Annotated in this window: 24 protein-coding genes; 21 read left to right on the forward strand and 3 right to left on the reverse strand. The window is 47.5% G+C overall.

Annotated elements, in window-relative coordinates:
- Window positions 1–132 precede the first annotated feature (132 nt).
- From CI595_RS06150 to CI595_RS06180, 7 genes are all read left to right on the forward strand, one after another.
- Window positions 133–1,026 (forward strand): carbohydrate ABC transporter permease, encoded by an 894-nt coding sequence (locus tag CI595_RS06150; protein ID WP_095172433.1) that lies wholly within the window; start codon window positions 133–135, stop codon window positions 1,024–1,026.
- Window positions 1,027–1,041: 15 nt separating this feature from the next.
- On the forward strand, window positions 1,042–1,875 hold the full coding sequence (locus CI595_RS06155; RefSeq protein WP_095172434.1) for a carbohydrate ABC transporter permease: 834 nt from the start codon (window positions 1,042–1,044) through the stop codon (window positions 1,873–1,875).
- A 166-nt stretch (window positions 1,876–2,041) separates the two neighbouring features.
- Window positions 2,042–2,674 carry a YesL family protein gene (locus tag CI595_RS06160; protein WP_095172435.1) on the forward strand — a complete coding sequence of 211 codons (633 nt, stop codon included), beginning with the start codon at window positions 2,042–2,044 and terminating at the stop codon, window positions 2,672–2,674.
- A 20-nt stretch (window positions 2,675–2,694) separates the two neighbouring features.
- Complete coding sequence (locus CI595_RS06165; protein ID WP_095172436.1) at window positions 2,695–4,587, forward strand: beta-L-arabinofuranosidase domain-containing protein; 1,893 nt, start codon at window positions 2,695–2,697, stop codon at window positions 4,585–4,587.
- A 111-nt stretch (window positions 4,588–4,698) separates the two neighbouring features.
- Entirely contained in the window at window positions 4,699–6,159 is a 1,461-nt protein-coding gene (gene gltX / locus CI595_RS06170; RefSeq protein ID WP_095172437.1) for a glutamate--tRNA ligase, read from the forward strand.
- Window positions 6,160–6,239: 80 nt separating this feature from the next.
- Window positions 6,240–8,108, forward strand: a complete 1,869-nt coding sequence (locus CI595_RS06175) for an ATP-dependent helicase (protein WP_095172438.1) — start codon at window positions 6,240–6,242, stop codon at window positions 8,106–8,108.
- 2 nt (window positions 8,109–8,110) lie between these two features.
- A complete protein-coding gene (locus CI595_RS06180) occupies window positions 8,111–8,725 on the forward strand; it encodes a 4'-phosphopantetheinyl transferase family protein (protein WP_095172439.1) in 615 nt (204 codons plus the stop codon).
- A gap of 44 nt (window positions 8,726–8,769) precedes the next feature.
- Here the strand turns inward: CI595_RS06180 and CI595_RS06185 are convergent, their stop codons facing one another.
- Window positions 8,770–9,756 carry an aldo/keto reductase gene (locus CI595_RS06185; RefSeq protein ID WP_095172440.1) on the reverse strand — a complete coding sequence of 329 codons (987 nt, stop codon included), beginning with the start codon at window positions 9,754–9,756 and terminating at the stop codon, window positions 8,770–8,772.
- Between the two features lie 368 nt (window positions 9,757–10,124).
- On the opposite strand from CI595_RS06185, the gene CI595_RS06190 reads away from it, so the two are divergent.
- On the forward strand, window positions 10,125–10,535 hold the full coding sequence (locus tag CI595_RS06190) for a MerR family transcriptional regulator (RefSeq protein ID WP_095172441.1): 411 nt from the start codon (window positions 10,125–10,127) through the stop codon (window positions 10,533–10,535).
- A gap of 237 nt (window positions 10,536–10,772) precedes the next feature.
- On the opposite strand, the gene CI595_RS06200 is transcribed toward CI595_RS06190, so the two are convergent.
- Window positions 10,773–11,774: a helix-turn-helix domain-containing protein gene (locus CI595_RS06200; RefSeq protein WP_095172442.1), complete on the reverse strand. Its 1,002-nt coding sequence runs from the start codon at window positions 11,772–11,774 to the stop codon at window positions 10,773–10,775.
- A gap of 88 nt (window positions 11,775–11,862) precedes the next feature.
- Between CI595_RS06200 and CI595_RS06205 the strand changes: the two genes are divergently transcribed.
- Window positions 11,863–13,806, forward strand: a complete 1,944-nt coding sequence (locus CI595_RS06205; RefSeq protein WP_095172443.1) for a glycoside hydrolase family 127 protein — start codon at window positions 11,863–11,865, stop codon at window positions 13,804–13,806.
- 676 nt (window positions 13,807–14,482) lie between these two features.
- A complete protein-coding gene (locus tag CI595_RS06215; protein ID WP_095172445.1) occupies window positions 14,483–15,370 on the forward strand; it encodes an Rpn family recombination-promoting nuclease/putative transposase in 888 nt (295 codons plus the stop codon).
- A 323-nt stretch (window positions 15,371–15,693) separates the two neighbouring features.
- Here CI595_RS06215 and CI595_RS06220 read toward each other — a convergent pair whose 3' ends face one another.
- The gene (locus tag CI595_RS06220; protein ID WP_095172446.1) at window positions 15,694–16,254 is read right to left on the reverse strand and encodes an HD domain-containing protein; all 561 of its coding nucleotides are present in this window, start codon (window positions 16,252–16,254) and stop codon (window positions 15,694–15,696) included.
- Between the two features lie 352 nt (window positions 16,255–16,606).
- Here CI595_RS06220 and spoIIIAA point away from each other — a divergent pair, with 352 nt between their 5' ends.
- The 11 genes from spoIIIAA (at window position 16,607) to CI595_RS06275 (ending at window position 25,616) form a co-directional block, all read left to right on the forward strand.
- Window positions 16,607–17,578: a stage III sporulation protein AA gene (gene spoIIIAA / locus CI595_RS06225; protein ID WP_095172447.1), complete on the forward strand. Its 972-nt coding sequence runs from the start codon at window positions 16,607–16,609 to the stop codon at window positions 17,576–17,578.
- On the forward strand, window positions 17,572–18,090 hold the full coding sequence (locus tag CI595_RS06230) for a stage III sporulation protein AB (protein WP_095172448.1): 519 nt from the start codon (window positions 17,572–17,574) through the stop codon (window positions 18,088–18,090). The genes spoIIIAA and CI595_RS06230 overlap by 7 nt, the downstream gene beginning before the upstream one ends.
- A 78-nt stretch (window positions 18,091–18,168) precedes the next feature.
- Window positions 18,169–18,363, forward strand: coding sequence for a stage III sporulation protein AC (gene spoIIIAC / locus CI595_RS06235; protein WP_026255597.1), 195 nt, complete (start codon window positions 18,169–18,171; stop codon window positions 18,361–18,363).
- A 19-nt stretch (window positions 18,364–18,382) separates the two neighbouring features.
- Entirely contained in the window at window positions 18,383–18,769 is a 387-nt protein-coding gene (locus CI595_RS06240) for a stage III sporulation AC/AD family protein (RefSeq protein ID WP_065541165.1), read from the forward strand.
- Window positions 18,766–20,337: a stage III sporulation protein AE gene (locus CI595_RS06245; RefSeq protein WP_243135113.1), complete on the forward strand. Its 1,572-nt coding sequence runs from the start codon at window positions 18,766–18,768 to the stop codon at window positions 20,335–20,337. The genes CI595_RS06240 and CI595_RS06245 overlap by 4 nt, the downstream gene beginning before the upstream one ends.
- A gap of 40 nt (window positions 20,338–20,377) precedes the next feature.
- The gene (locus CI595_RS06250; RefSeq protein ID WP_095172449.1) at window positions 20,378–20,731 is read left to right on the forward strand and encodes a stage III sporulation protein AF; all 354 of its coding nucleotides are present in this window, start codon (window positions 20,378–20,380) and stop codon (window positions 20,729–20,731) included.
- Entirely contained in the window at window positions 20,728–21,213 is a 486-nt protein-coding gene (locus CI595_RS06255; protein ID WP_095172450.1) for a SpoIIIAG-related protein, read from the forward strand. Before CI595_RS06250 ends, CI595_RS06255 begins: the two co-directional genes overlap by 4 nt.
- Before the next feature lie 60 nt (window positions 21,214–21,273).
- Window positions 21,274–22,059, forward strand: a complete 786-nt coding sequence (locus CI595_RS06260) for a SpoIIIAH-like family protein (protein ID WP_095172451.1) — start codon at window positions 21,274–21,276, stop codon at window positions 22,057–22,059.
- A gap of 139 nt (window positions 22,060–22,198) precedes the next feature.
- Window positions 22,199–23,791 carry a peptide chain release factor 3 gene (locus tag CI595_RS06265; RefSeq protein WP_095172452.1) on the forward strand — a complete coding sequence of 531 codons (1,593 nt, stop codon included), beginning with the start codon at window positions 22,199–22,201 and terminating at the stop codon, window positions 23,789–23,791.
- A 240-nt stretch (window positions 23,792–24,031) separates the two neighbouring features.
- The gene (locus CI595_RS06270) at window positions 24,032–24,571 is read left to right on the forward strand and encodes a M48 family metallopeptidase (RefSeq protein WP_095172453.1); all 540 of its coding nucleotides are present in this window, start codon (window positions 24,032–24,034) and stop codon (window positions 24,569–24,571) included.
- 238 nt (window positions 24,572–24,809) lie between these two features.
- Entirely contained in the window at window positions 24,810–25,616 is an 807-nt protein-coding gene (locus CI595_RS06275) for an ATP-binding protein (protein ID WP_242987157.1), read from the forward strand.
- The last annotated feature ends 2 nt before the right edge of the window (window positions 25,617–25,618 follow it).

Raw genomic sequence — 25,618 nt, forward strand, 5'->3', positions numbered from 1 at the left:
AATTTGATGCATCCTGCACACTGCTTTGTGCAGGATGCATTTTTATGCGGACAGGTGTCCGGCACCGCCGTGTGTAAGGGATAGGGAACGGATTTACGCACCGCAGTACCGGTCCGGGACAGGAGGGTAAGAGTGGGAAATACAAAAAAAATAAGTAAGTTAAAGGATGACAGCAAATGGGCTTGGCTCATGCTGGCTCCAAATGTGATCGGATTCTTGTTATTTATGCTGATACCGGTGGTGGCAACCCTGGTCCTCAGCTTTACGAAATATGATATGCTGACAACGCCCAAGTTTATAGGGCTTCAGAACTACATTAACATGGCAAAAGACCCGATCATCTGGGAAGTAACGAAAAATACCATTATTTATACAGTTATCACCGTACCTATCGGCATGTGCTTTTCTTTGCTCTTGGCGGTTATGTTGGACCGTGAGATTGGATTCCGCAGATTTTACAGGGCGGCGTTTTTTCTTCCGGCAATCACATCCATGGTTGTTGTTGCCATTGTGTGGCAGTGGATCTATAACCCGGACTACGGTATTTTGAATTACGTGTTATCCCTGTTTGGGATTCAGGGGCCAAAATGGCTGTTAAACAGCTCCACATCCCTGATTTCCCTGGCCATCGTGGGGATATGGAAAAATGCAGGCTACAATATGATCATTTTCCTGTCAGGGCTCCAGGGCATCTCCACCAGTTATTATGAAGCTTCTGAACTGGACGGGGCAAATAAATGGCAGCAGTTCAGGTATATAACCTTGCCTATGCTGCGCCCTACAACCTTCTTTATTTTTGTCATGTCCATCATCAGCTCCTTCCAGGTATTTGACCAGGTAATGCTTATGACAAAGGGCGGGCCGGGACGTTCTTCCTCTGTTCTGGTACATTATCTGTATCAGAATGCTTTCCAGTATTTTAAACTGGGCTATGCCTGTGCGATCGCGTATCTGCTGTTTTTCATTGTTATGATCATAACAGTGTTCAATATGCGCATGGAAAAGAACATGCGGGAAATTTATTAGAGGGGGAGTCGGGTCATGAGTAATAAGAAAAAAAAGCTGATTGGTAAAGTGATAGCTCATCTGATCCTGATCTTGGGGTCTGTGATCATGCTGGTTCCCTTTTTCTGGATGCTGTCTTCATCTTTTAAAAGTCTTGGGGAAGTGTTTGTATTCCCTCCGACTTTGTTTGGAGAGCGTCTGGTGTGGGAAAATTACACGCAGATCTCCAGCAGGTTTGATTATTTTGCATATTTCCTGAACAGTGTAAAAGTGTCTGCCTGGGTTGTGTTTTTTCAGGTATTTACATCTGCCACGGCAGGTTATGTGTTCGCGAAGATGAATTTTAAGGGCAGGGATAAAATCTTTACGCTGTATCTGGCAACTATGATGATCCCGTTCCATGTAACGGTTATCACAAACTTCCTGCAGATGTCCATGTATGGGCTGGTAAACACCCTGTGGTCCCTGATGCTTCCTGCATCTGTTTCTGCCTTCGGAACGTTCCTTATGCGGCAGTTTTTTATCACGGTGCCAAATGAGCTGGTGGAGGCTGCCAAAATTGACGGCTGCAATCCTATTGTGACATTCTTAAGGATTGCGTTTCCCATGGCAAAGTCCACCATTGCCACGCTGTGTATTTTCTGTTTTATGAATGTATGGAACGATTATTTTACACCGCTTATTTATATTAATGACGCCAGAAAATATACGCTGCCTCTGGGACTTGCCAGCATGAAGGGCATGTATTCCACGGACTGGCCTGTGCTCATGGCGTCCTCAGTGATCGCGGTACTGCCGGTGCTGATCGCATTTTTATGCGCCCAGGATGCCTTTGTAAAAGGTGTAATGATGTCGGGAATGAAAGACTGATGGTAACTGTTCAGTACCTTCACAGTTACAGGCAAAAATCCATGCAGAATCGCCTTTGGCGATGGGATTTTTGCTTGGCCGTGGTACACTTTCTTACGGTCAGCGCAGTGAATGCGCAGACCTACTGAATAGTTACGACTGATGTACAAAAGAGGGAGATGATACGATGAGTTTTATGGAATATGATTCCCCGGTCATGGCAGGGATCGGCAAGGTGACGGATATCTTATGGCTCAGCATCCTGTGGTTTCTCTGCTGTCTGCCGGTTGTGACCATAGGGGCATCCACCACGGCCCTTTATTACACATCGGTGAAAGCGATCCGAAAGAACAGGGGATATGTGACCAGGACATTTTTTCATGCATTCAGAATGAACTTTTTTCCTTCATTGGGTATCTGGGTCCTGTATCTGCTGGGAATCTTATTGTTCTATATGAATTTTATATTTGCAGCGGCGATCAGGGATGAGAGTTTCCGGTTTTTTACCACAACAGTTTATGGATGCCTGGCCTTTGCCGTATTATCCATTGGATGTTATGCCTTTCCTGTTCTTTCCAGATGCAGTATGAAATGTTTTGAGATTCTGCGGTTTTCTGCCGGGTTAATGGTAAAGCATTTTCCGTATACATTTCTCATGGTCCTGACTGTGGCTTTGTGTGCGGTGGTCATGTGGTACATCCCCTTGTCCGCTTTTTGCCTTCCTGTTGTGGGAACACTGTTATTCTCTGTTTTTATGGAAAAAGTTCTGATTCGCTACACGCCTGAAACAGAAAAAAGCGGCTGGTACGCGGAGCAGTAAAATAAGATTGGAGATGAAATATGAGTAAATTAAAAATGGCAAAAGGCCGTCAGGTCAAAGTCTTTGACCCTGAGTTGGTACGCCGCCGTGAGGAAAACAAAAAGTATCTGCTGGAACTGGAGAATGAAAACCTGCTTCTTCCCTATACACTGGAGGCAGGTCTCTATAAGACATCAGAACTGCCCCCGGGTATCCATGGGGGCTGGGAATCCCCCGTCTGTGAACTGAGAGGGCATTTCCTCGGGCACTGGCTTTCCGCCGCAGCCATGCATTATGAGGCAACCGGGAATGAGATGGTTAAGGCAAAAGCAGATGAGATCGTAGATGTCCTGGAAAAGTGCCAGAAAGAAAACGGCGGCAGATGGGCCGCTTCGATTCCGGAGAAATACTTTTACTGGATTGGGAACAAAAAGCGTATTTGGGCACCCCAGTATACGGTGCACAAGACATTCATGGGGCTTCTTGACATGTATGAACTGGCCGGAAATGAAAAAGCCCTGGAGATTGCCGTACATTTCGGGGAGTGGTTCTATGACTGGAGCGGACGGTATACCAAAGAGCAGTTCCAGGGGATCTTGGATGTGGAGACAGGGGGAATGCTGGAAATATGGGTCCTTTTGTACCGGATCACTAAAAAAGGTTTGTTCCGTGAGTTGATGGACCGCTATTACCGCTGCGACTTGTTCGACGGCCTTCTGGAAGGAAGAGACGTGCTGACGAATATGCATGCCAACACCACGATCCCCGAAATCCTGGGAGCTGCAGCCGCTTACGAGGCGACAGGGGAAGAAAAGTGGCTGGATATGGTGAAGGCCTACTGGGACATGGCAGTCACCAGGCGGGGCACCTATGCAACAGGAGGACAGACCTGCGGAGAGATATGGAGCCCCCGGATGCATCTGGCCTACAGGCTGGGTGACAAGAACCAGGAACACTGTACCGTATATAATATGATGCGGCTGGCAGATTTTTTATTTAGGTGCACAGGGGATGCTGTTTATATGGATTACTGGGAAAGAAATCTATACAATGGCATTATGGCCCAGGGATATTGGAGGGGAAGCTTTACCCACGGCAGGAAATCCGTGTATCCGGAGGAGGGGCTTTTGACTTATTTCCTGCCTCTGCGTGCAGGGGGGCAGAAAGCGTGGAGCAGCAGGACACAGGATTTCTTCTGCTGCCATGGCTCTCTGGTCCAGGCAAACGCGGCGCACAATACGGGAATGTATTACACGGGAGAAAACGGCTTGTATGTATGCCAGTATTTTGACTCGGAATACAGGGGGATGATAGGGGATACAGCCATATCAGCGGAGCAGGTCATAAATTCTCTGAGCGGGAGCGAACATCTGTCCAGTGATTCCCCCGGACGGCAGAAGATCACCGATGCCACGGCAAGGCAGCTCTTCCATCCTGACAAGCTGGTATTTGACCTTAAAATAAGGGCAGAGCGGGAAACAGAATTCTCCATCCGGATCCGAGTGCCCTGGTGGATGCAGGGAACGCCGGTTTTCCTTGTGGATGGGAAGGCCGTGGATCTTAGGGCAGAGAAGGGCAGTTTTGCAGAGATCAAGAGAGTCTGGAAGCAAAACACCATCCATGTTGAGATCCCGAAAGGAATCCATGCAGACTATCTGCCGGGCAGACCGGATATGGCTGCTTTTCTGGACGGACCCGTGGTGCTGGCCGGGCTGTGCGGGGAAGAGCGTACCTTGTACGTGGATCCGCGGGAACCGGAGCAGGTCCTGGTCAGTGACAATGAGAGGGAATGGGCTTACTGGCAGAATACATATAAGACCATCGGGCAGGACACAGGCATCCGGTTTGTTCCGCTCCATCAGGTGGGGTATGAGGAATATCAGATTTATTTTCCGCTTAAGGGGAAAAATCATGATTCCCCACTTGAAAAGTAGAAAACCTTACGGTATAATTTCAATGATATGGGGTATTTGGCCAATGTCCATGTACCCCTTTTTTGTGGAAAGACCAGAACAAAACAGGAACCGATAAGGAGATTAATGATAATGAGTACCGTAAGAACAAGATTTGCCCCAAGTCCCACCGGAAGGATGCATGTGGGAAATTTGAGAACCGCTTTATATGCATATCTCATCGCAAAGCATGAGAACGGAAGTTTTATGCTCCGTATTGAGGATACAGACCAGGAACGTTTTGTGGACGGTGCGCTGGAGATCATTTACCGCACACTGGCTAAAACAGGGCTGATCCATGACGAAGGACCGGACAAAGACGGCGGATACGGTCCATATGTCCAGAGTGAGAGAAATGCCCAGGGTATTTATCTGAACTATGCAAAACAACTGATCGAGCAGGGAGATGCCTATTACTGCTTCTGTACAAAAGAGCGCCTGGATTCCCTGAAAGCCAGCGTGGGAGAGGACGGCAAGGAGATCGCGGTCTATGATAAGCACTGCCTGCATCTTAGCAGAGAAGAGGTGGAAGCAAAGCTTGCGGCTGGAGAACCTCATGTTATCCGTTTTAATATGCCCACAGAGGGAAATACAACCTTCCATGATGATATTTACGGTGATATTACGGTGCCGAACAATGAATTGGATGACCTGATCTTAATAAAATCCGACGGATATCCCACTTATAATTTTGCAAATGTTATTGATGACCATCTGATGGGCATCACCCATGTGGTGCGTGGAAATGAATACCTGTCTTCCTCACCGAAATACAACAGGATATACGAGGCATTTGGCTGGGAGATTCCCACCTATGTCCACTGTCCTTTGATCACCAATGAGGAACACAAAAAGCTGAGCAAGCGTTCCGGTCACTCTTCCTATGAGGACTTGACAGACCAGGGATTTCTCACAGAGGCTATTGTAAATTATGTGGCGCTGCTTGGATGGTGCCCGGAGGACAACCGTGAGATCTTCAGTCTGGAAGAGCTGGTGAAAGAGTTTGACTATCATCACATGAGCAAATCCCCGGCAGTGTTTGATATGACAAAACTGAAATGGATGAACGGGGAGTACATCAAGGCTATGGACTTTGACAAGTTCTGTGACATGGCGATCCCGTTTGTGAAAGAGGCTGTAAAAAGGGATCTGGACTTAAAGAAGATCGCCCAGATGGTTAAAACAAGAATCGAAGTATTTCCGGATATTCCGGCACTCATTGACTTCTTTGAGGAAGTACCGGAGTATGATGTGTCCATGTACACACACAAGAAAATGAAGACAAACCCTGAACTTTCACTGGAGGTCCTGAAGAAGATCCTTCCGGTCCTGGAGGACTTCGAGGACTATACAAACGATGCGCTGTATGATCTGCTCTGCGGTTTTGCGAAAGAGAACGGCTATAAAAACGGACAGATTCTCTGGCCGATCCGTACCGCGCTTTCCGGCAAACAGATGACACCCGCCGGTGCTACCGAAATCCTGGAAGTGCTGGGAAAAGAGGAGTCCATGAAACGCCTGCACGCAGCTGTGGAAAAGTTAGAGTGTGCGTAACCGTTCAGACAGCTGAACTTTTTTAAGTGCGCAGCATTTTAAGCCAGGCATAAACAAACCGATAATGGAGTAACCCATATATGCAGAAAAATTCCGCACAGGAACGAGCAGTTTCCCATAACCAGGGCCCCATGATGCTTCTTGCAGGCCCTGGTTCCGGGAAGACCACCACCATCACCAGGAGGGTGGCTAATTTAATAAAGAAATATCAGGTGACTCCTTCGTCCATACTGGTGGTGACGTTTACAAAAGCGGCTTCCAGGGAGATGAAGGAGCGTTTTTTACGCCTGTGTGAAGAGGAGGGAATGCAGGGGGCATACAGGGAAGTGACCTTCGGCACCTTTCACGGTATCTTTTACGGGATCCTGCGCCATGCCTACCGGCTGTCCGCAAAAAATATTCTGGGTGATGAGCGGAAATACGACATCCTAAAAGAGATCGTTTACCGCCAGAAAATGCGGATTGATGATGAGAAAGAATTTTTTGAGGGTCTGGTACAGGAGATCTCAATTGTTAAGAACGGCAGAATGCCCATAGAACATTACTACTCCGCCAACTGCCCGGACGATACATTCCGAAAGATTTACCATTCTTATGTGGAGGCCTGCAGGCAGTCCAGGCTTTTGGATTTTGATGATATGCTGCTGTATTGCTATGATCTTCTGACAAAGAGAAAAGATATTCTGGCGGGATGGCAGGGAAAGTTTCAGTATGTGCTTGTGGATGAGTTCCAGGATATCAACCAGCTTCAGTATGACATTATAAAGCTTTTGGCAGCGCCGCAGAATAACCTTTTTATTGTAGGGGACGATGACCAGTCTATCTACGCATTCAGGGGAGCGAAACCGGAGATCATGCTGCATTTTCCAAAGGATTTTCCCGATGCGGGGACAGAACTTCTGGCCTGTAATTACCGCTCCACAAAGCAGATCGTAGAGACTTCCAAAAGAGTGATCGGGAAGAATAAGAACCGTTATCCAAAAGAATTTTTTACGGATAATGAGGAGGGAAAACCGGTAACGGTATGTGGATTCGAGGACGGCAAGGAGGAGGAGCTTTTTGTGAAGGAGTGTATCCAAAAAGCGGTGAAAGAGGGGACTCCTTATGAAGAGATCGCTATACTCTACCGAACCAATCTTGGGGCCAGATTTCTGGTGGAGACACTGATGGAGTACCAGATCCCATTCCAGATGCGGGATGCCCTGCCAAATCTGTATGAACACTGGATTTCCAGGAATATCATCTCCTATATAAAACTGGCCCAGGGTGACCGGAGCCGCCGGGAATTCTTACAGGTGATGAACCGTCCAAACCGTTATATATCCAGGGAATCCCTTGACGATGCCACAGTATCTTTTGAAGGCCTTCGCTGGTTTTACGAGGGAAAAGACTGGATGTGCGACAGGATTGACAAACTGGAGGAAGATTTGACCACATTAAAGCGCATGACCCCCTACGGCGCCATCAACTATATCCGGTATGGGATCGGATATGAAGAATATCTGAAAGATTACGCGTTTTACCGGAAGATCAAAGTGGATGACTTGTATGAGGTCATGGAGGAGCTGGCTGAGAGTGCAAAGGGATATAAAAGCTTCGGAGAATGGTTTGCCCACATAGCGGACTACACGGAAAAGCTGAAAGAGCAGGCAAAGAAACAGGATATGGAGAAGAAAGGCGTTACCGTATCCACCCTTCACAGCATCAAGGGACTGGAATATGACAGGGTATTTCTCATGGATGTAAATGAAGGGACGATACCGTATCACAAAGCTGTTTCGGACAGCAGTATTGAGGAGGAGCGGAGGCTCTTTTACGTGGGTATGACAAGAGCCAGGAAAGAGCTTTACATACTCTATGCAAAAAGCCGGCATGATAAGGATTTGGAAGTGTCCAGATTTCTGGTGGAAAGCAGGCTGGTGCCGGAGGAGTTGAAAAGAGGGCAGTGATCATGGAAAAGGTTTGGATCTTTTATGGAAAAACAGATGCATTATCCGGTAAAGCGGCGCCAGGAGGGGAAAAAGGAAGGTATGAAACCCGGGCCGGGAGGCTTCTGCTTTGCCATGCCCTGAAAGAGGTGTACGGATTGTCCCTGCCCAAAGGAGAAGAAGGGCTTGCGCAGCTGGAGCGTATGCTGTCAAAGGGAAAAAACGGAAAACCTTATCTGCACGGTTACCCGGAGATCCATTTTAATATCAGCCATTCCGGCGCATATGCGGTCTGTGCTGCAGCGGGGGTTTCGGTAGGAATCGACGTGCAGATAAGACAGCCGGTGAGAGGCAGAAGACTTTTGGAACGGACCATGAATATCCGGGAACAGGAAGTGATCAGAAGTGCGGATGACCCGGAAATGGCATTTGCGGATTTCTGGGCACAGAAGGAGAGCTATCTCAAATGGAGCGGGGAGGGGATTACCAGGGACCTTTCAAAACTTTCCATGGAACATGCGGTTATGGAGGAGATCCCCATCGAAAAAGGATATGTCTGCCAGGTCTGCGCAGCCGTACCGTTTTATTGGGAAAAAATAAAAGTACCGCTTCACAGCCTTTGGACTGTGCAGCGGTAATATGCTAAATACATTGGAGGAAATGCGCAGACCTGTCTGAACGGTTACGAAAATTCGTCTATTTTCTTCAGTTCCTCTTCTGTAAACGGTGCGCTTTTTATGACCTTCAGATTATCAAGGATCTGTTCGGGCTTGGATGCGCCCACAAGCACACTGGTCACCACATTATCTTTTAATACCCATTTCAGCGCCATCTGCGCAAGACTTTCCCCTCTTTCGGATGCGATCCGGTCAAGCCCCCGGATACTGGCAAGACGGCTGTCTGAGAGCTGGTCTGCATTTAGGAAACGCCCGTCTGTAACGATTCTGCTGTCAGAGGGGATTCCTTTCAGATAACGGTCCGTCAACATGCCCTGAGCCAGAGGACTGAAGGAGATGATCCCTTTTTTCTCCTCTGTACAGGCATCTTTCAGACCATTCTTTTCTATGGTACGGTTGAAAATGTTATAGGAATTCTGATTAATGATAAAGGGGCATTTCAGGTCCTTTAGTATGGCTGCCGCTTTTTTCATAGTTTCCCCATCGTAGTTGGAGAGACCAACATACAGGGCTTTTCCGCTTCTTACCGCTTGGTTCAGGGCCTCCATGGTCTCCTCAAGGGGCGTTTCCGGGTCCATTCTGTGGTGGTAGAAAATATCCACATACGCAAGGCCCATTCGCATCAGGCTCTGGTCCAAGCTGGCAGTCAGATATTTTTTACTGCCCCAGTCGCCGTAAGGACCCGGCCACATATCATAGCCTGCCTTGGTGCTGATGATCATTTCATCTCTGTAAGGAAGAAAGTTCTCCTTAAGGATCCTGCCGAAGTTTTTCTCCGCGCTTCCGGGCTGGGGACCGTAATTGTTAGCCAGGTCAAAGTGGGTGATCCCGTTGTCAAAAGCAGTGAAACACAGTTTTTTCATGTTGTCATACACTGCGGTGTCTCCGAAATTATGCCACAAGCCCAGGGAGACTTCCGGAAGCTTTAAGCCGCTGTATCCGCAGCGGTTGTATTTCATAGTATCATATCGTCTGTCGTTTGCTCTGTACATGTGTGTTCTCCTTTACTCCATGATGATTGCATATTGCATTCTTTTGGTACCATTTCAGACAGGTCTGTGTATTTAATGCACGGATCGTATGAATGCGTGGCGTTACTGTTCACAGGCCACTGTACCGGGAGGCGTTTTCATGCCGGAAGCATGAAAATCCCGAGGCGGTCAGCGCGATATGGTGCAGAATGCTCCATAGCTGTGCATCGCGAAGCGTGTTACTGGACACGTAGTGTACAGTAACATATGTGGCAGCAGTAAGTATCCGGCCCATCTGTTCTGTCTTTACAAAGTCTAACACCTCAAGTATACTTGAAGTCAATGAAAATCTGAATTTCGTCACATTTACGGAAAATGAGGAGGTTATTATGGCAGCATACACAATAAGACAAGTTTCTCAGATGTTTGGACTTCCTGCATCTACACTGAGGTATTATGAGGAGATTGGCCTTCTGCCTGTTGTGGAGAAGACGAAGGCAAAACAGCGTATTTATACAGAAGAACACATAAACCGTCTGGGAGCCGTCTGCTGTTTTAAGGAGACAGGTATGTCTATGGCAAAGCTTTTGGAGTTTTTTGCATACGAAGAGCAGGAACAGGAGCACATTGATGAGATTTTAGTCCTTCTCAGAGAGCAGGAAAAGCACGTAGCCGGGCAGATAGAAAAACTAAAGTCTGCCCAGAAGCAGTTAAATCGCAAGCTGAACTATTACAAGGACATTAAGAAGTCCGTGGACAACGGCAGTGCGTATCCTTGCTGGGCTGACTATTGGGAATAGTTTTTCAGTTTCGTTTGGAGCCTGTAATCTCCCTTGATTTTGCGGACTGCATCCTGATTGCAAGGCACAGGGTATTGGGAGATGAGGCTGCAAGTTTTGATAAAAAGCTGAATAAGATGCTATAGCAGAAATGTGGCAAAAGGCGCTTTGTATCGTATATGCAGGGCGCTTTTTTCATGCGGAAAATTTGGATGGGGGAGGTGTTTTCATGTATCCGGCCAGAAACATACGCCAGCACTAAAGTGTATTGATCTTTTTCTGGTTAAAGGCTTTTCGGTACTGCGTGGGTGTCATGCCCTCAAACTGCCGGAACAGTTTCATGAAATGTTTTTCATCGGTGAATCCGCACATGGAGGAAATCTGCCGGATGGTCAGGGTATGACTGTTCAGCAGATTTTTTGATACTTGGATGCGGGTGCGGTTAATGTAAGTGACAAGGGGATAGCCCGTGTATTGTTTGATCAATGCGGACAAATAAGTGGGATGGTACCCGAACTTTTCAGCCAGGCCGCTGACCGTCAAAGGCTGGTCAAAATGACTCTGTACCCATTCCATAATATCCTGCACGGAAGTTGGCAGCATGCCCAGGCCAAAGTATTCAGCCTGCCGGTATTCACGGCTCATTTCCAGTAGCAGCAGATTCAGTGCGTGATGGCAGCTCCAGGTGATCTCATAACGATTCCGCTTTGCTAAGTCCAAAAGTTGAAGAAACAGGAGCTGGGAACGTTTCTCAGGGGAGATTTTGCCGTGTTCCGGGAGACATATCCTTTCCTGTAATGCAGGATCCAAAGGGGGGATGCCTTCTGCCGGACAATGATTTTCGGAAGAACGGGGCAGATTTTTGACAGTATCAGCCGGACTGCCCGGCAGCATAAAATGTACCCAGCAGTAGGAGAGGAATCCCTGGGTTGGCTTATAGCCGTAATGGGTACTTCCGGGAAAAAGGAGAAAAAATTCACCGGGGCGTACATCATATGTCCTGTCATTTTGACACATATGCAAAGTTCCCTCCTGCACTAAGATTAAAACAAAAAAATCCAGGGTTCTGCAAAGATGCACAAATTCATTCTCGCTGACAAGATTTCCGCAGGTCAGATATTCTGCCGGTTTTGAAGCGTCACAAATACAAGATAACATCTGGGATATGACCACCTTTTCTTTTGTTTTATAAGTTGTATCAAAAACGGAAAATGGTACAATCATTTCAGGATACAGCCGCTGCTGTGTATGGTTTTCCATCGCTCTATGATAGCACAAAGAATCTTGGAATTCAACAGATCAGAGCGTGTTTGAAAATGAAAATAACAAGATATTTAGGAGGTACAGCATGTTAGAAAAGAAAGTGAAAATGATGCCCCTGGGCGATGTTTCCATTCAGGATGATTTTTGGAAAGAGTATATGGAATTGGTGAGAAAGCATGTGATCCCTTACCAGTGGGAAGCTTTAAATGACAGGATAGAAGGAGCAGAACCCAGTTACTGTATGCAGAATTTCCGGGTTGCGGCGAAAATGGAGGAGGGAAGTTTCCAGGGAATGGTTTTCCAGGACAGTGATGCCTATAAATGGCTGGAAGCTGTGGCCTACTCTCTGATGTGGCACCCTGACGAGACATTGGAGGCGACGGCAGACCAGGCCATTGATATTATCAGTGCGGCACAGCAGCCGGACGGTTATTTGGACACCTATTATATCCTGAATGGCCTGGAAAAGCGATTTACCAATCTTATGGACCACCATGAGCTTTACTGCCTGGGACATATGGTGGAAGGGGCTGTGGCTTATTATAAGGCAACCGGAAAGAGAAAATTCCTGGATACAGCCATTGGCTATGTAAATTGTGTCTACGATAATATTGGGAATGCTCCGGGTAAGAAACCCGGATATCCGGGACACGAAGTGGCTGAGATGGCTCTGGCGGCACTCTATGAAGTGACTAAAGATCCAAAGCATCTGGAGCTTGCCAAATATTTCATTGACCAGAGAGGACAGGCACCTCTGTATTTTGCCCGGGAGAGAGAACAGAACAAGAATGACTTCTTCTGGAAAGACAGCTATTTCCAGGATCAGTATTACCAGGCCGGCAAACCGGTCCGCCTGCAGGATCGGGCAGAGGGCCATGCAGTGCGCGCCGTATATCTATATACGGGAATGGCTGAGGTGGCCAGTGCGTCCGAGGACATGGAATTATTTGAAGCCTGCCAAAGGATCTGGAACAACATTGTGGAAAAACAGATGTATGTAACAGGTGCTATCGGTTCCTCCCAGTACGGGGAGGCGTTCACGTTTGATTACGATCTGCCCAATGATACGGTTTATGCGGAAACATGTGCTGCGATCGGTCTGATATTCTTTGCCAGAAGAATGTTTGAAATTACCCGGGACAGCAGATATGCGGATGTGATGGAGCGCTGTCTCTATAACGGAGTCATCAGCGGCATGTCTTTGGACGGCAAAAAATTCTTCTATGTAAATCCCTTGGAAGCCGTGCCGGAGGCGTCCGAGAAGGATTTTTACAAAAAACATGTAAAAGTGGAACGCCAGAAATGGTTTGGCTGCGCCTGCTGCCCGCCGAATGTGGCGCGTCTTCTCTCTTCCATCGGCGGCTATGCCTATGAATATAATGAAAAGGAATTTTTCATGAACCTGTTTATCGGCGGCAGTATGCATGCGGTTCTGGACGGGAAAGAGAATCAGTTCAGGGTAGAGACCGAATATCCATGGAACGGCCATGTGAAAATACAGGTTGAAAACGAAGCGGATACAGCATTTACCTATGCTGTCCGTGTGCCTGGCTGGTGCCGCGGTTATAGTCTGAAGCTAAACGGGGAGGCAGTCAAATGTCCTGTGGAGAACGGATATCTCCTTATGGAGCGCTGCTGGAAAAATGGGGATGAGATTGTCTTTTCCATGGAAATGCCGGTGGAGCTGGTGGCTGCCAACCCAAGAGTCCGGGAGGACATTGGCAAAGTGGCGGTTATGCGCGGACCTGTTGTATATTGTCTGGAGGAAGCGGACAACCAAGACCAGCTTCAGGAATTATACCTGAGTGAAAATCCGGAATTTGCGGTAAAATACGAAAAGGATTTACTGAAAGGAGTGGTGACACTGACCACGGAGGGAAAACGCCTCTCAGAGGAAGCGTGGGATGAAAAGACACTTTATAAACCTTATACGGGCAGAAAATTTGTGCCTCAGACATTGAAATTCATACCTTACTATGCCTGGACAAACAGGACAGTGGGAGAGATGCTGGTATGGGTTAGGATCTGAGGACAGCGTAGCCAATAAATCTGTCTTTCAAATGTGTATGAAAGAAAGCCGGATACTGTGGGGATATTTTATTTCCCCGGTATCCGGCTTTTATAGATTTGGTATTTGGTGTGATCTGGATAAGGTCACTGTTCACTCTGTATCCAGTAACACGCTTCGCGATGCACAGATATGGAGCATTCTGCCCCATATGGCGCTGGCTGCCTCGGGATTTTCATGCTTCCGGCATGAAAACACCTCCCGGTACAGTGGCTTGTGAACAGTAAGTGGATAAGAGCCATAGATATATCTGATTTTTCATTGACAAACCTGCCGGGAAATGGTAGAGTATCCTTATCTTTTGATGTATCACTATATAGATACATAATCAAAGTCCCTGATCGGGGACGGATTACCCTATTTACAATATTAAATTAATAAGGCTGTAGTTTGAAAGATGTTGAGAAATCTGTTTATCCAGGTTATACTGTGATATAGATAATTGATATTCTGTAACTGTTCAGAATCTTCACAGATACGAGCAAAAAACCATGCAGAAATGCCTTTGATGTTGGGATTTTGCCTGTCTGCCGAAGGTTCTTCCAAAATGGGACTTTTTTATGGTCGCGCAGCGAATGTGCAGACCTGTGGAACAGACACAGTATTTTCCCATCGTTCAGACTCGGAGAGGAGAAGGATGGGAGAGCATATAAAAATTGAATTTATCATGAAGCCCAAAGTGGATTTCTGTTTTAAGGAGCTGATGGAGGAGAAAGAAGTACGCAGGGGATTTACAGCCGCCGTGCTCCATATCCATCCGTCAGAAATCAGGGAGACTATCCTGCTCCCTACAAATTTGAGGGTAAAATATGAGGAGGATAAGCTGGGAATCCTGGATGTGCGTGTACTGTTAAATAATAACACACAGATTGATATAGAGATACAGGTCAGTCCATTTCCGTTATGGCCGGAACGATCTCTGTTTTATCTGGGGAAAATGTATACAGACCAGATTGAAAAAGGAGATGATTACGGGATACTGGAAAAATGTGTCCATATTGGAATCCTGGATTTTATCTTGTTTCAGAAAGAGGAGGCTTTTTATTCCTGTTTTCATATGAGAGAAGATACGAGCGGTATCCTCTATACAGACAAGCTGGAAGTACATATTCTGGAACTGCCTAAGTTAAAGACATACGATTACCCCGAAACAGAGCTTCTGGACTGGGCAAAATTCATGAATGCCGAACGGCAGGAGGAATTTGAAGAGATGGCGGAGAAGAATGAATACATTGGAAAGGCGTACAAAACTCTAAAGAATATCAGTGCAGATGAAGAGAAGCGGTTGGAATATGAGGCAAGGGAAAAAGCTCTGAGGGATCACAATTATCTGATGAGGAGTAATTGGGAGGCCGGCGTAGAGGCTGGAAAAAGTGAGGGCTTAAAAGAGGGTATGAAACGTGGGGAAGGCAGGGTAAATCAGCTAATCCAAATCTTAATAGCGAAGTCCCGTACAGATGAAATTGAAAAGGCCGTGAATGATACGGAATATCAGGAAAAACTGTTTGAAGAATTTAAGCTGTAAATGAAGTTCGACACACATCTGGTCCTTCCGTAAAATCCTGTTTGTTGAACAGATCCAGATGTGTGGTTCAGTATATACACTCATTTCCGTCAGGATTTATGCGTGAAATGCCATTGCGGCCACCATAATCCGGCAGAGCAAAAAAGTGTTTAACACACTCTGGAGATATCCCGATTTTTAGCCAAATATATCATAAATCAGGCCATAGCTGAAATGCGTCATTATTTCAGCCATGGCCTGTTAGCCTGATCCCCAGCGGTTCGTTGGATTATTTACTGTCTGTGACATCCCAAACAGGCAGCCGGAAGGGGTTACCCTCATAGTTATAATAAATGTTCTTTTGTCTCCTCATCCAGTGCGCTCCGCATTTTCTCAAGCAGGGCATCCTCCGTAAAATACGGTTTCCCATACTGCAGATTAAAGTCATAATCAAAATCCTGCGGGTTTTTTCCTATATTATGCTGGATTATAGTCTCAGCCTTATCCAGAGCCTTTACAAGCTTGGCTTCTGGTGTTTTGCCATCCTCGTATTCCTGCCAGACAGACATAAAATGTTCTCTTTGTTTCTCCGGCAGCAGAGAGAATACTTTGTGGACAGCGCGGTATTCCTCCTGATATTTCCGGGAACTGTCAGGAAGGAGTGCGGCAGAGATATCGCCTTCATAGATTTCCCCCATATCGTGAAGAAGACACATAAGCAGTGTCCTTTTAGCGTCCAGCTCCGGATATTGCTCCAGCATGATACCGGCAAAGAGGGCCAGGTGCCAGGAGTGTTCCGCGGTGCTTTCCTGTTCGCCGGTCCTTGTCCATGCTGTTCTCAGTACAGACTTTAACAGTTCTGTTTCTTTCATAAAAGCCAAATAGGCGTCTATGGTTTCTTTCATGGTCTACCATCCTCCCTGAATAAATTATGAAAATAAAAATATTTGGACTTGCAGAGATATTACCAGCATAAGATAAGAAGAAAAAAAGGTCAATAGTTTCCATGCCAATATAAGCAGTTTACTGGTTCCTGTTCACTGCCGCTGTACCGGGAGGCGTTTTTATGCCGGAAGCATGAAAATCCCGAGGCAGGCAGCGCGATATGGGGTGGAACGCTCCATATCTGTGCATCGCGAAGCGTGTTACCGGACACGGAGTGATCAGTAACGTTCTCTGAGAACAGAGTGAACAGTAATGATATTTTTCGTATGAAATAGGGATTGTCCTCATATATTATTTTAAAGAGGTGAGACAATGAGAGAAAGGGATATTATACGTTTATTTCCCCAAAAGATCAGAACAGCCCTGGAACATGCGGAGTTTGATATGGAGCATCTGTATGAGATACGGCTGAGGGTGAATGCGCCGCTGATCTTAATTTACAAAGGGAATGAGTATTTTCTTACAAAGGATGGAAAATTGACCAAGCAGATGCAGGATGTCTGCCAGGTGGAGGCAAAGGACCTGCGGGAAACCATGGAGTACGTGAGCAATTACTCCATGTACGCATTTGAGGAAGAGATCCGGCAGGGATTCATCACCATTCAGGGAGGCCACCGTGTGGGAATTGCCGGTAAAACGGTACTGGACGGAGCAAAGATCAAAAGCCTGAAATACATATCTTATATGAATCTGCGACTTTCACACCAGATAAAGGGATGTGCCAACCAGATTCTTCCCTATGTGGTCAATAAGGGAAATGTGTGCCACACGTTGATCATTTCCCCGCCCATGTGTGGGAAGACCACTCTGCTTCGTGACCTGATACGGCAGGTCAGTGACGGCAATTCCTACCTGCCGGGTATGTCTGTAGGGGTGGTGGATGAGCGTTCAGAGATCGCAGGCTCCTATCAGGGGATTCCCCAGAATGACTTGGGGATACGGACCGATATTCTGGACTGCTGTCCAAAGGCAGAGGGCATGATGATGCTGATCCGTTCCATGTCCCCGGAAGTGGTGGCAGTGGATGAGCTTGGGGATTATGAGGATATCCACGCCATAGAATCAGTTATCCACTGCGGATGCAAACTGTTTGCCACGGTTCACGGAAGCTCGATCGAGGATATTAAGAGAAAGCCTCTCATGCAGCGTCTGGTGCAGGAAAAAATATTTGAGCGGTACATTATCCTGCATAATAAGGACAAGGCAGGGAAAGTCAAGGCCGTGTTCGATGAGAGAGGCACCTGCCTGTTTGATGAAAAAAGGAGGAGAGGAACCCTATGCTGAAAGTGCTGGGCGTCTGTCTTGTGGTACTCTCCTGTACGGCTCTGGGTTTTGAGAGAAGCCTTAAGCTTACCAGAAGGCTTGCCGGCCTTCGGGAACTTCAGCGGATGGCGCTTCTCATAAAGGGAGAGATCAGCTACCGCAAGGAGGCCCTTCCTGAGGCTCTTTTGCGGGCTGCGGGCAGATTGACCCCGCCGTTCTCGGATTTTTTGAAGAAAGTTGCAAAACGGGCGGATGCCTACGACGGAATCATATTTGCCGATATTTTTATGCAGGAGGCAGAATCCGCATTCAGGGACAGCGCATTTACAAAAGAGGATAAGGAGGAATTAAGACAACTGGGACAGTATCTGGGATACCTGGACATCACCCAGCAGGAAAACGCCATGGCTTTATTTCAGCAGGAATTGGAACGGAAGATCCAGTTGATCCAGTCTGAGATCCCTGCAAAAAAGAGGCTCTATCAAAGTCTTGGGTTACTTGGGGGGATTTTTTTGGCGATCACTCTTATCTGAATGTAAGATAACGGGAAAACAGCAGACGAAAAAGGCAAGGCACGCGGGACAGAAGGTGAGAGGAAGGGAGGAAGAATCTTGGAGGTAACAATTTTATTCAAAATCGGTGCAGTGGGGATCCTGGTCTCAGTGCTGTGCCAGATTTTAAAACACAGCCAGCGGGAAGAACTGGCTTTTTTGACAAGCCTTGCCGGACTTTTACTGGTACTGTTCTGGGTGCTGCCTTATATCAATGATCTATTCCAGACCATACAGGAGTTATTTGCGCTGTAGAGGGAAAGGAGGGCTTTGGATGGAAGTGGTGAAAATCGTCATGCTTGGCATGACAGGAGTGGTGCTGGCTCTGTTTTTAAAAGAGACAAAGCCGGAGTACTCCCTGTATCTGAGCCTGGCAGTGGGAATCTGCATCTTTACCTTCATGGCGCAGAAGCTCTCCTATCTGCTGGACTCTGTGCTGAAGATACAGGAATATGTGCCGGTGGACACAAAGTATCTGACCATACTGCTGAAGATGATAGGGGCCGCCTACATCGGCCAATTTTCAGCCAGTATCTGCAAGGACGCGGGATATGGAGCTATTGGGAACCAGATTGAGATTTTTGTTAAACTCTATATCATGGTAATGTCCATGCCGGTGCTCCTGGCTTTGATGGAGGCCATATACGGGTTTTTGGTATGAAAGGGGGGATTGGAAAAAGAGTCAAGGCAGCAGCATGTGTGCTGGCAGTGCTGTTTCTGGTATTGTCTGCAGCGGTGGAGGTGAAAGCCTCTTTTTTTTCGGCAAATGCGGGACAAGAAGTGATGAAGGACCGGCCACAAGGGACAGCATCACAGGATGGACAGCCAAATGAGGAAGCGAAGGATAAGGCAGCACAAGAAGATATCGCAGAGGAAGCCCCAGGAGAGAACGGAAGTGCAGCAGGGGAAGCCCCAGGAGAGGGCGGAAGTGCAGCAGGGGAAGCCCCAGGAGAGAATGGAAGTGCAGCAGGGGAAGCCCCAGGAGAGAACGGAAGTGCAGCAGAGGAAGCCCAAGGAGAGAACGGAAGTGCAGCAGGGGAAGCACCAGGAGAGAACGGAAGTGCAGCAGAGGAAGCCAAAGGAGAGGATGGAAGTGCCCCAGGAGAGGATGAGGATACAGCGGTACCGGAGGAAGAAAAGTCAGAGGAGGAGATCAGGCAGGACACCCAGAGTGCCACAGCAGAAAAACTCATGGACGACATGGAGATGGAGCAGATGCAGGATGCCATCAATGAGCTTTTGGGAGAAGAGAGTTTTAGTCTGGAGGATGCCCTGCACAAGATCCTAAGCGGAGAGAAATTATTCTCAAAAGAATATTTCATGACCCTTATCAAAAATTTTCTCTACAAAAACCTGGCCGCTGAGAGGGATACCATGATCCATGTGGTCCTGCTGGTCCTTGTGGCAGCACTTTTTTCCAATTTTTCCAATGTATTTAACAACGGCCAGATGGGGGAGATCAGTTTTTATATTGTATACATGCTTCTTCTGGCAGCTTTGGTGCATTCCTTCGGCACACTCAGCATAGAGATAAGTGAGGGGCTGACAGGCTTTGTCACTTTTATGAAGGCGCTGATGCCCTCCTACTTCCTGGCAGTCACTGCAGCCACGGGAAGTGCCACGGCCATGGTGTTTTACGAGGTGGTCCTGGTATTGGTGTATGTGGTACAGGTTATCTTTTTAAAAGGTGTTCTGCCGGGCATCCATATATACGTGCTGCTGCAGCTTGTAAACTTTCTGCACAGTGAGGACTTTCTTTCCAAGATGGCAGAGCTTGTGAGGACTGTGGTGGAATGGACCATGCGCACCTGTATCGCGGTCGTGATAGGGATGCAGATCATCCAGAACATGATAGGGCCTGCCATAGACACACTCAAGCGGGATGTCATCGGCAAGACTGCGGCCGCCATTCCCGGCATTGGAAATGCCATAAACGGTGTGACGGAGGTGGCATTGGGGACTGCGGTTCTGGTGAGAAACGGGCTGGGGGTGATCGGTATGATCGTTATCCTGTGTGTTGGACTTCCCCCTGTCATCCGTCTGGGAATGACAACCCTGCTCTACAAACTGCTGGCAGCCATTGTACAGCCCATATCTGACAAGAGAATGGTGGGGGCTTTGGCCACCATCGGAGATGGCTGTATGCTGCTGTTAAAGGTACTGCTGACTATGGAACTGCTGTTTTTGATCACCATTGCAGTTCTCACCATTTCTTTTATCGGACATTAGAGTGCGTTTGAAAATTCATTCCGGGGAGGAGGCAGGCAATATGACAGAGACACTTTACGGCTGGATGCGGAACCTGGCGTGTTACTTCATATTTTTATCCGCGGTGATGCATTTTCTGCCGGACAACAATTATAAAAAGTACATTCAGTTTTATATGGGATTGCTGCTGATACTCCTTTTACTCTCACCTGTCCTGGATTTTCTGCATCTGGAAAATAAAATTGATGCAGGGGTGGACCGGTATATGGAAGAGGAGGAGCGGGACCGGGAGGAATGGGAGAATTATGCACGGGAAATCGAGGAGGAGTACGGGTGGAGCAAAGACGGTAGCAGTCCAGAGGCAGAACAACAGCAGGAAGACAATTCCCTGCAGGAAGGAGCGGTGGGCCCATGAAGCCATTTCCGGAAATGCTGAAAAAAGAGCAGATCGTGGTAGTGCTGCTGGCAGGAATCCTGCTGCTTATCATTGCCATGCCTGTAAAGAAAAAAGATACGGAGGAGCAGACGCAGAAGAGTACACCGGCAAGTGAAACCAGCCAGCGAGCCAATTATGAGGACCAGCTTCAGGACCGGCTGAAAGAAGTCCTGGCTGAGGTAAAGGGGATAGGGAAGACAGACGTTTTCGTCACATTTGAGGATACGGGGGAGAAGGTGGTGGAGAAAGACGGCACAGACACAGTATATTCCAAGGATTCCAAAGGCAACCAGGAGCCTTATCTGTCCAATGAGCGCTATCCGAAGATCAGCGGCGTGGTGGTTGTGGCAGAGGGCGGGGAGGACCCCCACGTAATTCAGAATATTCAGGAGGCTGTGCAGGCATTATTTCAGGTGGAAGCCCATAAAATTAAAGTAATGAAGATGGTGACTGGCCGCTGACGTCCAAGCGCGTGTCTTTCGGCAGGGCAGTTGCTAAAAAGAATTAAAGGAGTAGCTCGCATGAAAAAAATCTTTAAGAAGAATCAGGTCATTATCACCGCGCTGGCAATCATGATTGCGGTTGCCGGGTACATCAATTATTCAGATAACCATCTGGGGATTGACAAAACACTGAAGAAAGCCAGCACAAACACAGCGGATGATAAGAGCAAAGAGACAGCGGACGCAGACGGGATCGTGGAGGATATTGACAGTCTGGATTACGACCTCACAGACGAATCCGCATTACTGGAGGAGAACGCAGCGGCAGAAAACGGGGACACAAATACCACGGAAGACCAGAATACAACACAGGACCAGAGTTCCTCATCCACAGACGGAACCGCCACAGGGGAAGACGGAAACACGACGGACAACAATGCAGACAGCAAAGATGCTTCCGCCGAGACACCGGGTGAGGCCGTGCTGACAGGGGCTTCCAATTTTGTGGCACAGGCAAAAGTGAGCAGGGAACAGGTGCGCTCCGCCAACAAAGAGACTCTTCTTGAGATCATCAACAATGAAAACATTGGAGACGAGCAGAAACAGGAAGCCATTGCCTCCATGGTCAAAATGACAGACCTGGCAGAGCAGGAGGAAGCTGCGGAACTGCTGCTGGACGCAAAAGGATTTGAGAACGTGGTAGTGAATCTGACAAACGATTCCGCGGATGTGATCGTTCCCCAGGAGTACATGGCAGATGACAAGCGTGCCCAGATTGAGGACATCGTAAAACGGAAAACAAGCGTTCCTGTAGAGAATATTGTGATCACACCTATGGATGAAGGGACTTCTGACGGGGAATAATAAAAGTTGATGTTCAAAAGACCCTGTTCCGCCAGGTGTTTTGCGGAGCAAGATCCCGAAAGTTCAAGAAAACCTTGACACCATATTCCCGGTATACTAAAATGTTTTAAGCGTGTAAAAGAATAAGGAGGTCCCTCAAGTGGCTGACTATACGAAAGAAATTACGAAAAGACGTACATTTGCAATTATATCCCATCCCGATGCCGGTAAAACGACCCTGACGGAAAAATTCCTTCTCTACGGAGGTGCGATCAACCTGGCAGGTAGTGTGAAAGGCAAGGCAACCTCACGCCATGCGGTTTCTGACTGGATGGAAATCGAAAAAGAGAGGGGTATTTCTGTTACTTCCTCTGTACTGCAGTTTAACTATGACGGTTATTGCATTAACATATTGGATACTCCGGGACATCAGGATTTCTCGGAAGACACATATCGTACCCTGATGGCAGCGGATTCTGCAGTCATGGTCATTGATGCCTCAAAAGGTGTGGAGGCCCAGACCAGAAAGCTGTTTAAAGTCTGTGCCATGCGTCATATCCCCATTTTTACCTTTATCAACAAGCTGGATAGAGATGCCAACGATACCTTTGACCTGCTGGATGACATTGAAAAGGAACTGGGGATTCCCACCTGCCCCATTAACTGGCCCATTGGTTCCGGCAAAAAGTTCAGAGGTGTGTATGACAGAGATACCAGGAAGGTACTCACCTTCTCTGATACCATGAAAGGCACAAAAGAGGGTATTGAGGAAGAGATCAGCGTCGACGAGCCCCGCCTGGATGAGGTGCTGGATGCGGAACAGAAGGAACAGCTTCTGGAAGAGATCGAACTGCTGGATGGTGCGAGTGCGGAATTTGACCAGGATCTGGTCAATGAGGGAAAACTGTCTCCCGTATTTTTTGGCTCCGCCCTCACCAACTTCGGTGTAGAGACATTCCTTGAGCATTTCCTGAAAATGACATCCTCCCCTCTGCCGAGGACTGCAGATATTGGAGTGATTGACCCCATGAAGGAAGAATTCTCTGCCTTTGTATTTAAGATCCAGGCAAATATGAACAAAAACCACAGGGACAGAATTGCCTTTATGCGTATCTGTTCCGGAAAATTTGATGCTTCCCAGGAAGTGTTCCATGTCCAGGGAAATAAAAAGATGCGCCTTTCCCAGCCCCAGCAGATGATGGCTTCAGACCGGCATGTGGTGGAGGAAGCCTATGCAGGCGACATTATCGGTGTCTTTGACCCGGGCATTTTTGCCATCGGAGATACGGTGTGTACACCGGGGAAAAAATATGCCTATGAGGGGATCCCCACCTTCGCACCGGAGCACTTTGCCAGGGTGCGTCTCATGGACAGCATGAAGAGAAAACAGTTTGTCAAAGGTGTCAACCAGATTGCCCAGGAAGGTGCGATCCAGATCTTCCAGGAGTTTATGGGAGGCATGGAGGAGATCATTGTAGGTGTTGTAGGTGTCCTGCAGTTTGATGTGCTGAAATACAGACTGGAAAATGAATATAACGTGGAAATACGTCTGGAGAACCTGCCATATGAACATATCCGCTGGATCGCAAACAAAGAATCTGTGGATATAGAAAAGCTGACAGGTACCTCAGATATGAAGAAAGTAAAAGATATGAGAGGAAATCCGCTGCTTCTGTTCGTCAATGCCTGGAGCGTTGGCATGACACTGGACAGAAATGAAGGTCTGGAGCTTGCGGAGTTCAGCAGAAACTGACAAAAAGAAATAATAATAAAATCCCTGCCCCGAAGCTGCCGGGAGGCGTCCCATATAGAAGGATGCCTTTTGGCAGAAACTGTCGGAAACAGGGATTTTTTTTATATAATTACCTGTTTTCACGGGAGTGAAAATACAGTATAATGAAAAGGCAGTAGTTTCGCCAAACGATATTGTCCACGCCGTGGACCGCGACTGCCAAACAGAGAGGGGAGAGTGTACAGCAACGGGGGTTATAAAATGGAATACCAAATAATATACGGCAATAGGACTACGCTGGGAATCCAGATCACACCGGAAGGGCATGTGGTAGTCAGGGCACCCCGGCATTACCCTAAGCGTAAGATCAGACAGTTTGTACGAATGAAAAAAGAATGGATACATAAAAAGGCAGAGGGCAGGAAAACAGATGCCTGGTATATCAATGCCCAGCCATACCAGAAGGAGGAAAAGGTGCAGTACCTTGATTCTGCCCTGGAAATCTTCACCGTGAAAGCAGATTACTATGCTGCGCTTATGGGGATTTCCTACGCGCAGATCGAGGTTATGGAAAAATACGGCCAATGGGGAAAATGCACAAAAGACGGCAGGCTCCTTTTTAACTGGAGACTGATCCTGGCACCTGAGGAGGTGCTGGACTATGTGGTCATCAATACACTGGCCCGTGTGAAAAATTATCCCTTTTTAACGATCAGGATGGTGGAACAGGTTATGCCGGACTTCCAGGTATGGAAGCAATGGCTGAAGGAACGGTCCATTTTGTTATGGAGCCGTGAGTAAACAGAATAGGTATCTGCTGAATCGTGGAGGCAAAGCTGTGAAAAGGCTTTGCCTCCATTGCTGTTTTAGGGTGACTTTTTCAGATATGGAAACAATATTTTGAAATACAAAGTAATATGTTTGCAATTTACAGAAAAATATGACGGAAATAAACAAATTGCATTGACTATAATCGAACGAATCCCTATAATGAAAGTATCAGTGCAGGCCCCTGTTCGGCAGGTCTGCAGATAAGAGGGTGAACCGCTGCCGGCGCAGCGTGTTTTCAGGAGGTGAGAAGGCATATGGGGTAGCAAAGATCATTGCCGTTGCAGGAAAGGGAGGTGTTGGAAAGACATCCATATCCGCTATGATCGTCCGTATCCTGACGCGGAAGTATCCGGATGCCAGGATATTGGCCATTGATGCGGATCCGGCGGTGGGGCTTGCCACAGCTTTGGGGGTTTCGGTGGAGAGCACAATGGATGATATACGGAAGGCAATTGTGGAAAATGTACAGAAAGGACAGAAGGAGGAAGCGGTGGAGTGTCTGGGTGAGGCCAGGAATTTAATGTTTGATGCCCTGGAGGAACAGGAGGGATTTGCATTTCTGGCGATCGGGCGCCCGGAGGCCGCGGGCTGTTACTGTGCGGTGAATGCCTATCTGAAAGAGGTCATCACCGTGATGGCAGAGCAGTTTGACTATGTGGTGATTGACGGTGAGGCGGGAATTGAACAGATTAACCGCCGTGTCATGGAGCATGTGACACACCTGATCCTCATTACTGATCCAAGCCAGAAAGGGCTGCAGGTCATCAAAACCATAAAAAAGGTGGCGGATGAACTGGTCATGTATGAGGTCTGCGGGGCGTTGGTGAACCGTCTGCCGGAGGCTGGGATGCTCCGGTTTTTGGATTTTGACGGGATCCCTTTTCTGGGATCCATCGGACCGGACAGCAGCCTGACAGAGTTTGATTTAAAGGGGAAGAATATTTTAGACCTGCCTGACAGTTCCCAGCTGGCAGCAGGGGTGGGGGAGGCACTTGCAAAACTACATATTGTATAAGG

The sequence above is a fragment of the Blautia hominis genome, from assembly GCA_002270465.1.
Taxonomy (GTDB): domain Bacteria; phylum Bacillota; class Clostridia; order Lachnospirales; family Lachnospiraceae; genus Blautia; species Blautia hominis.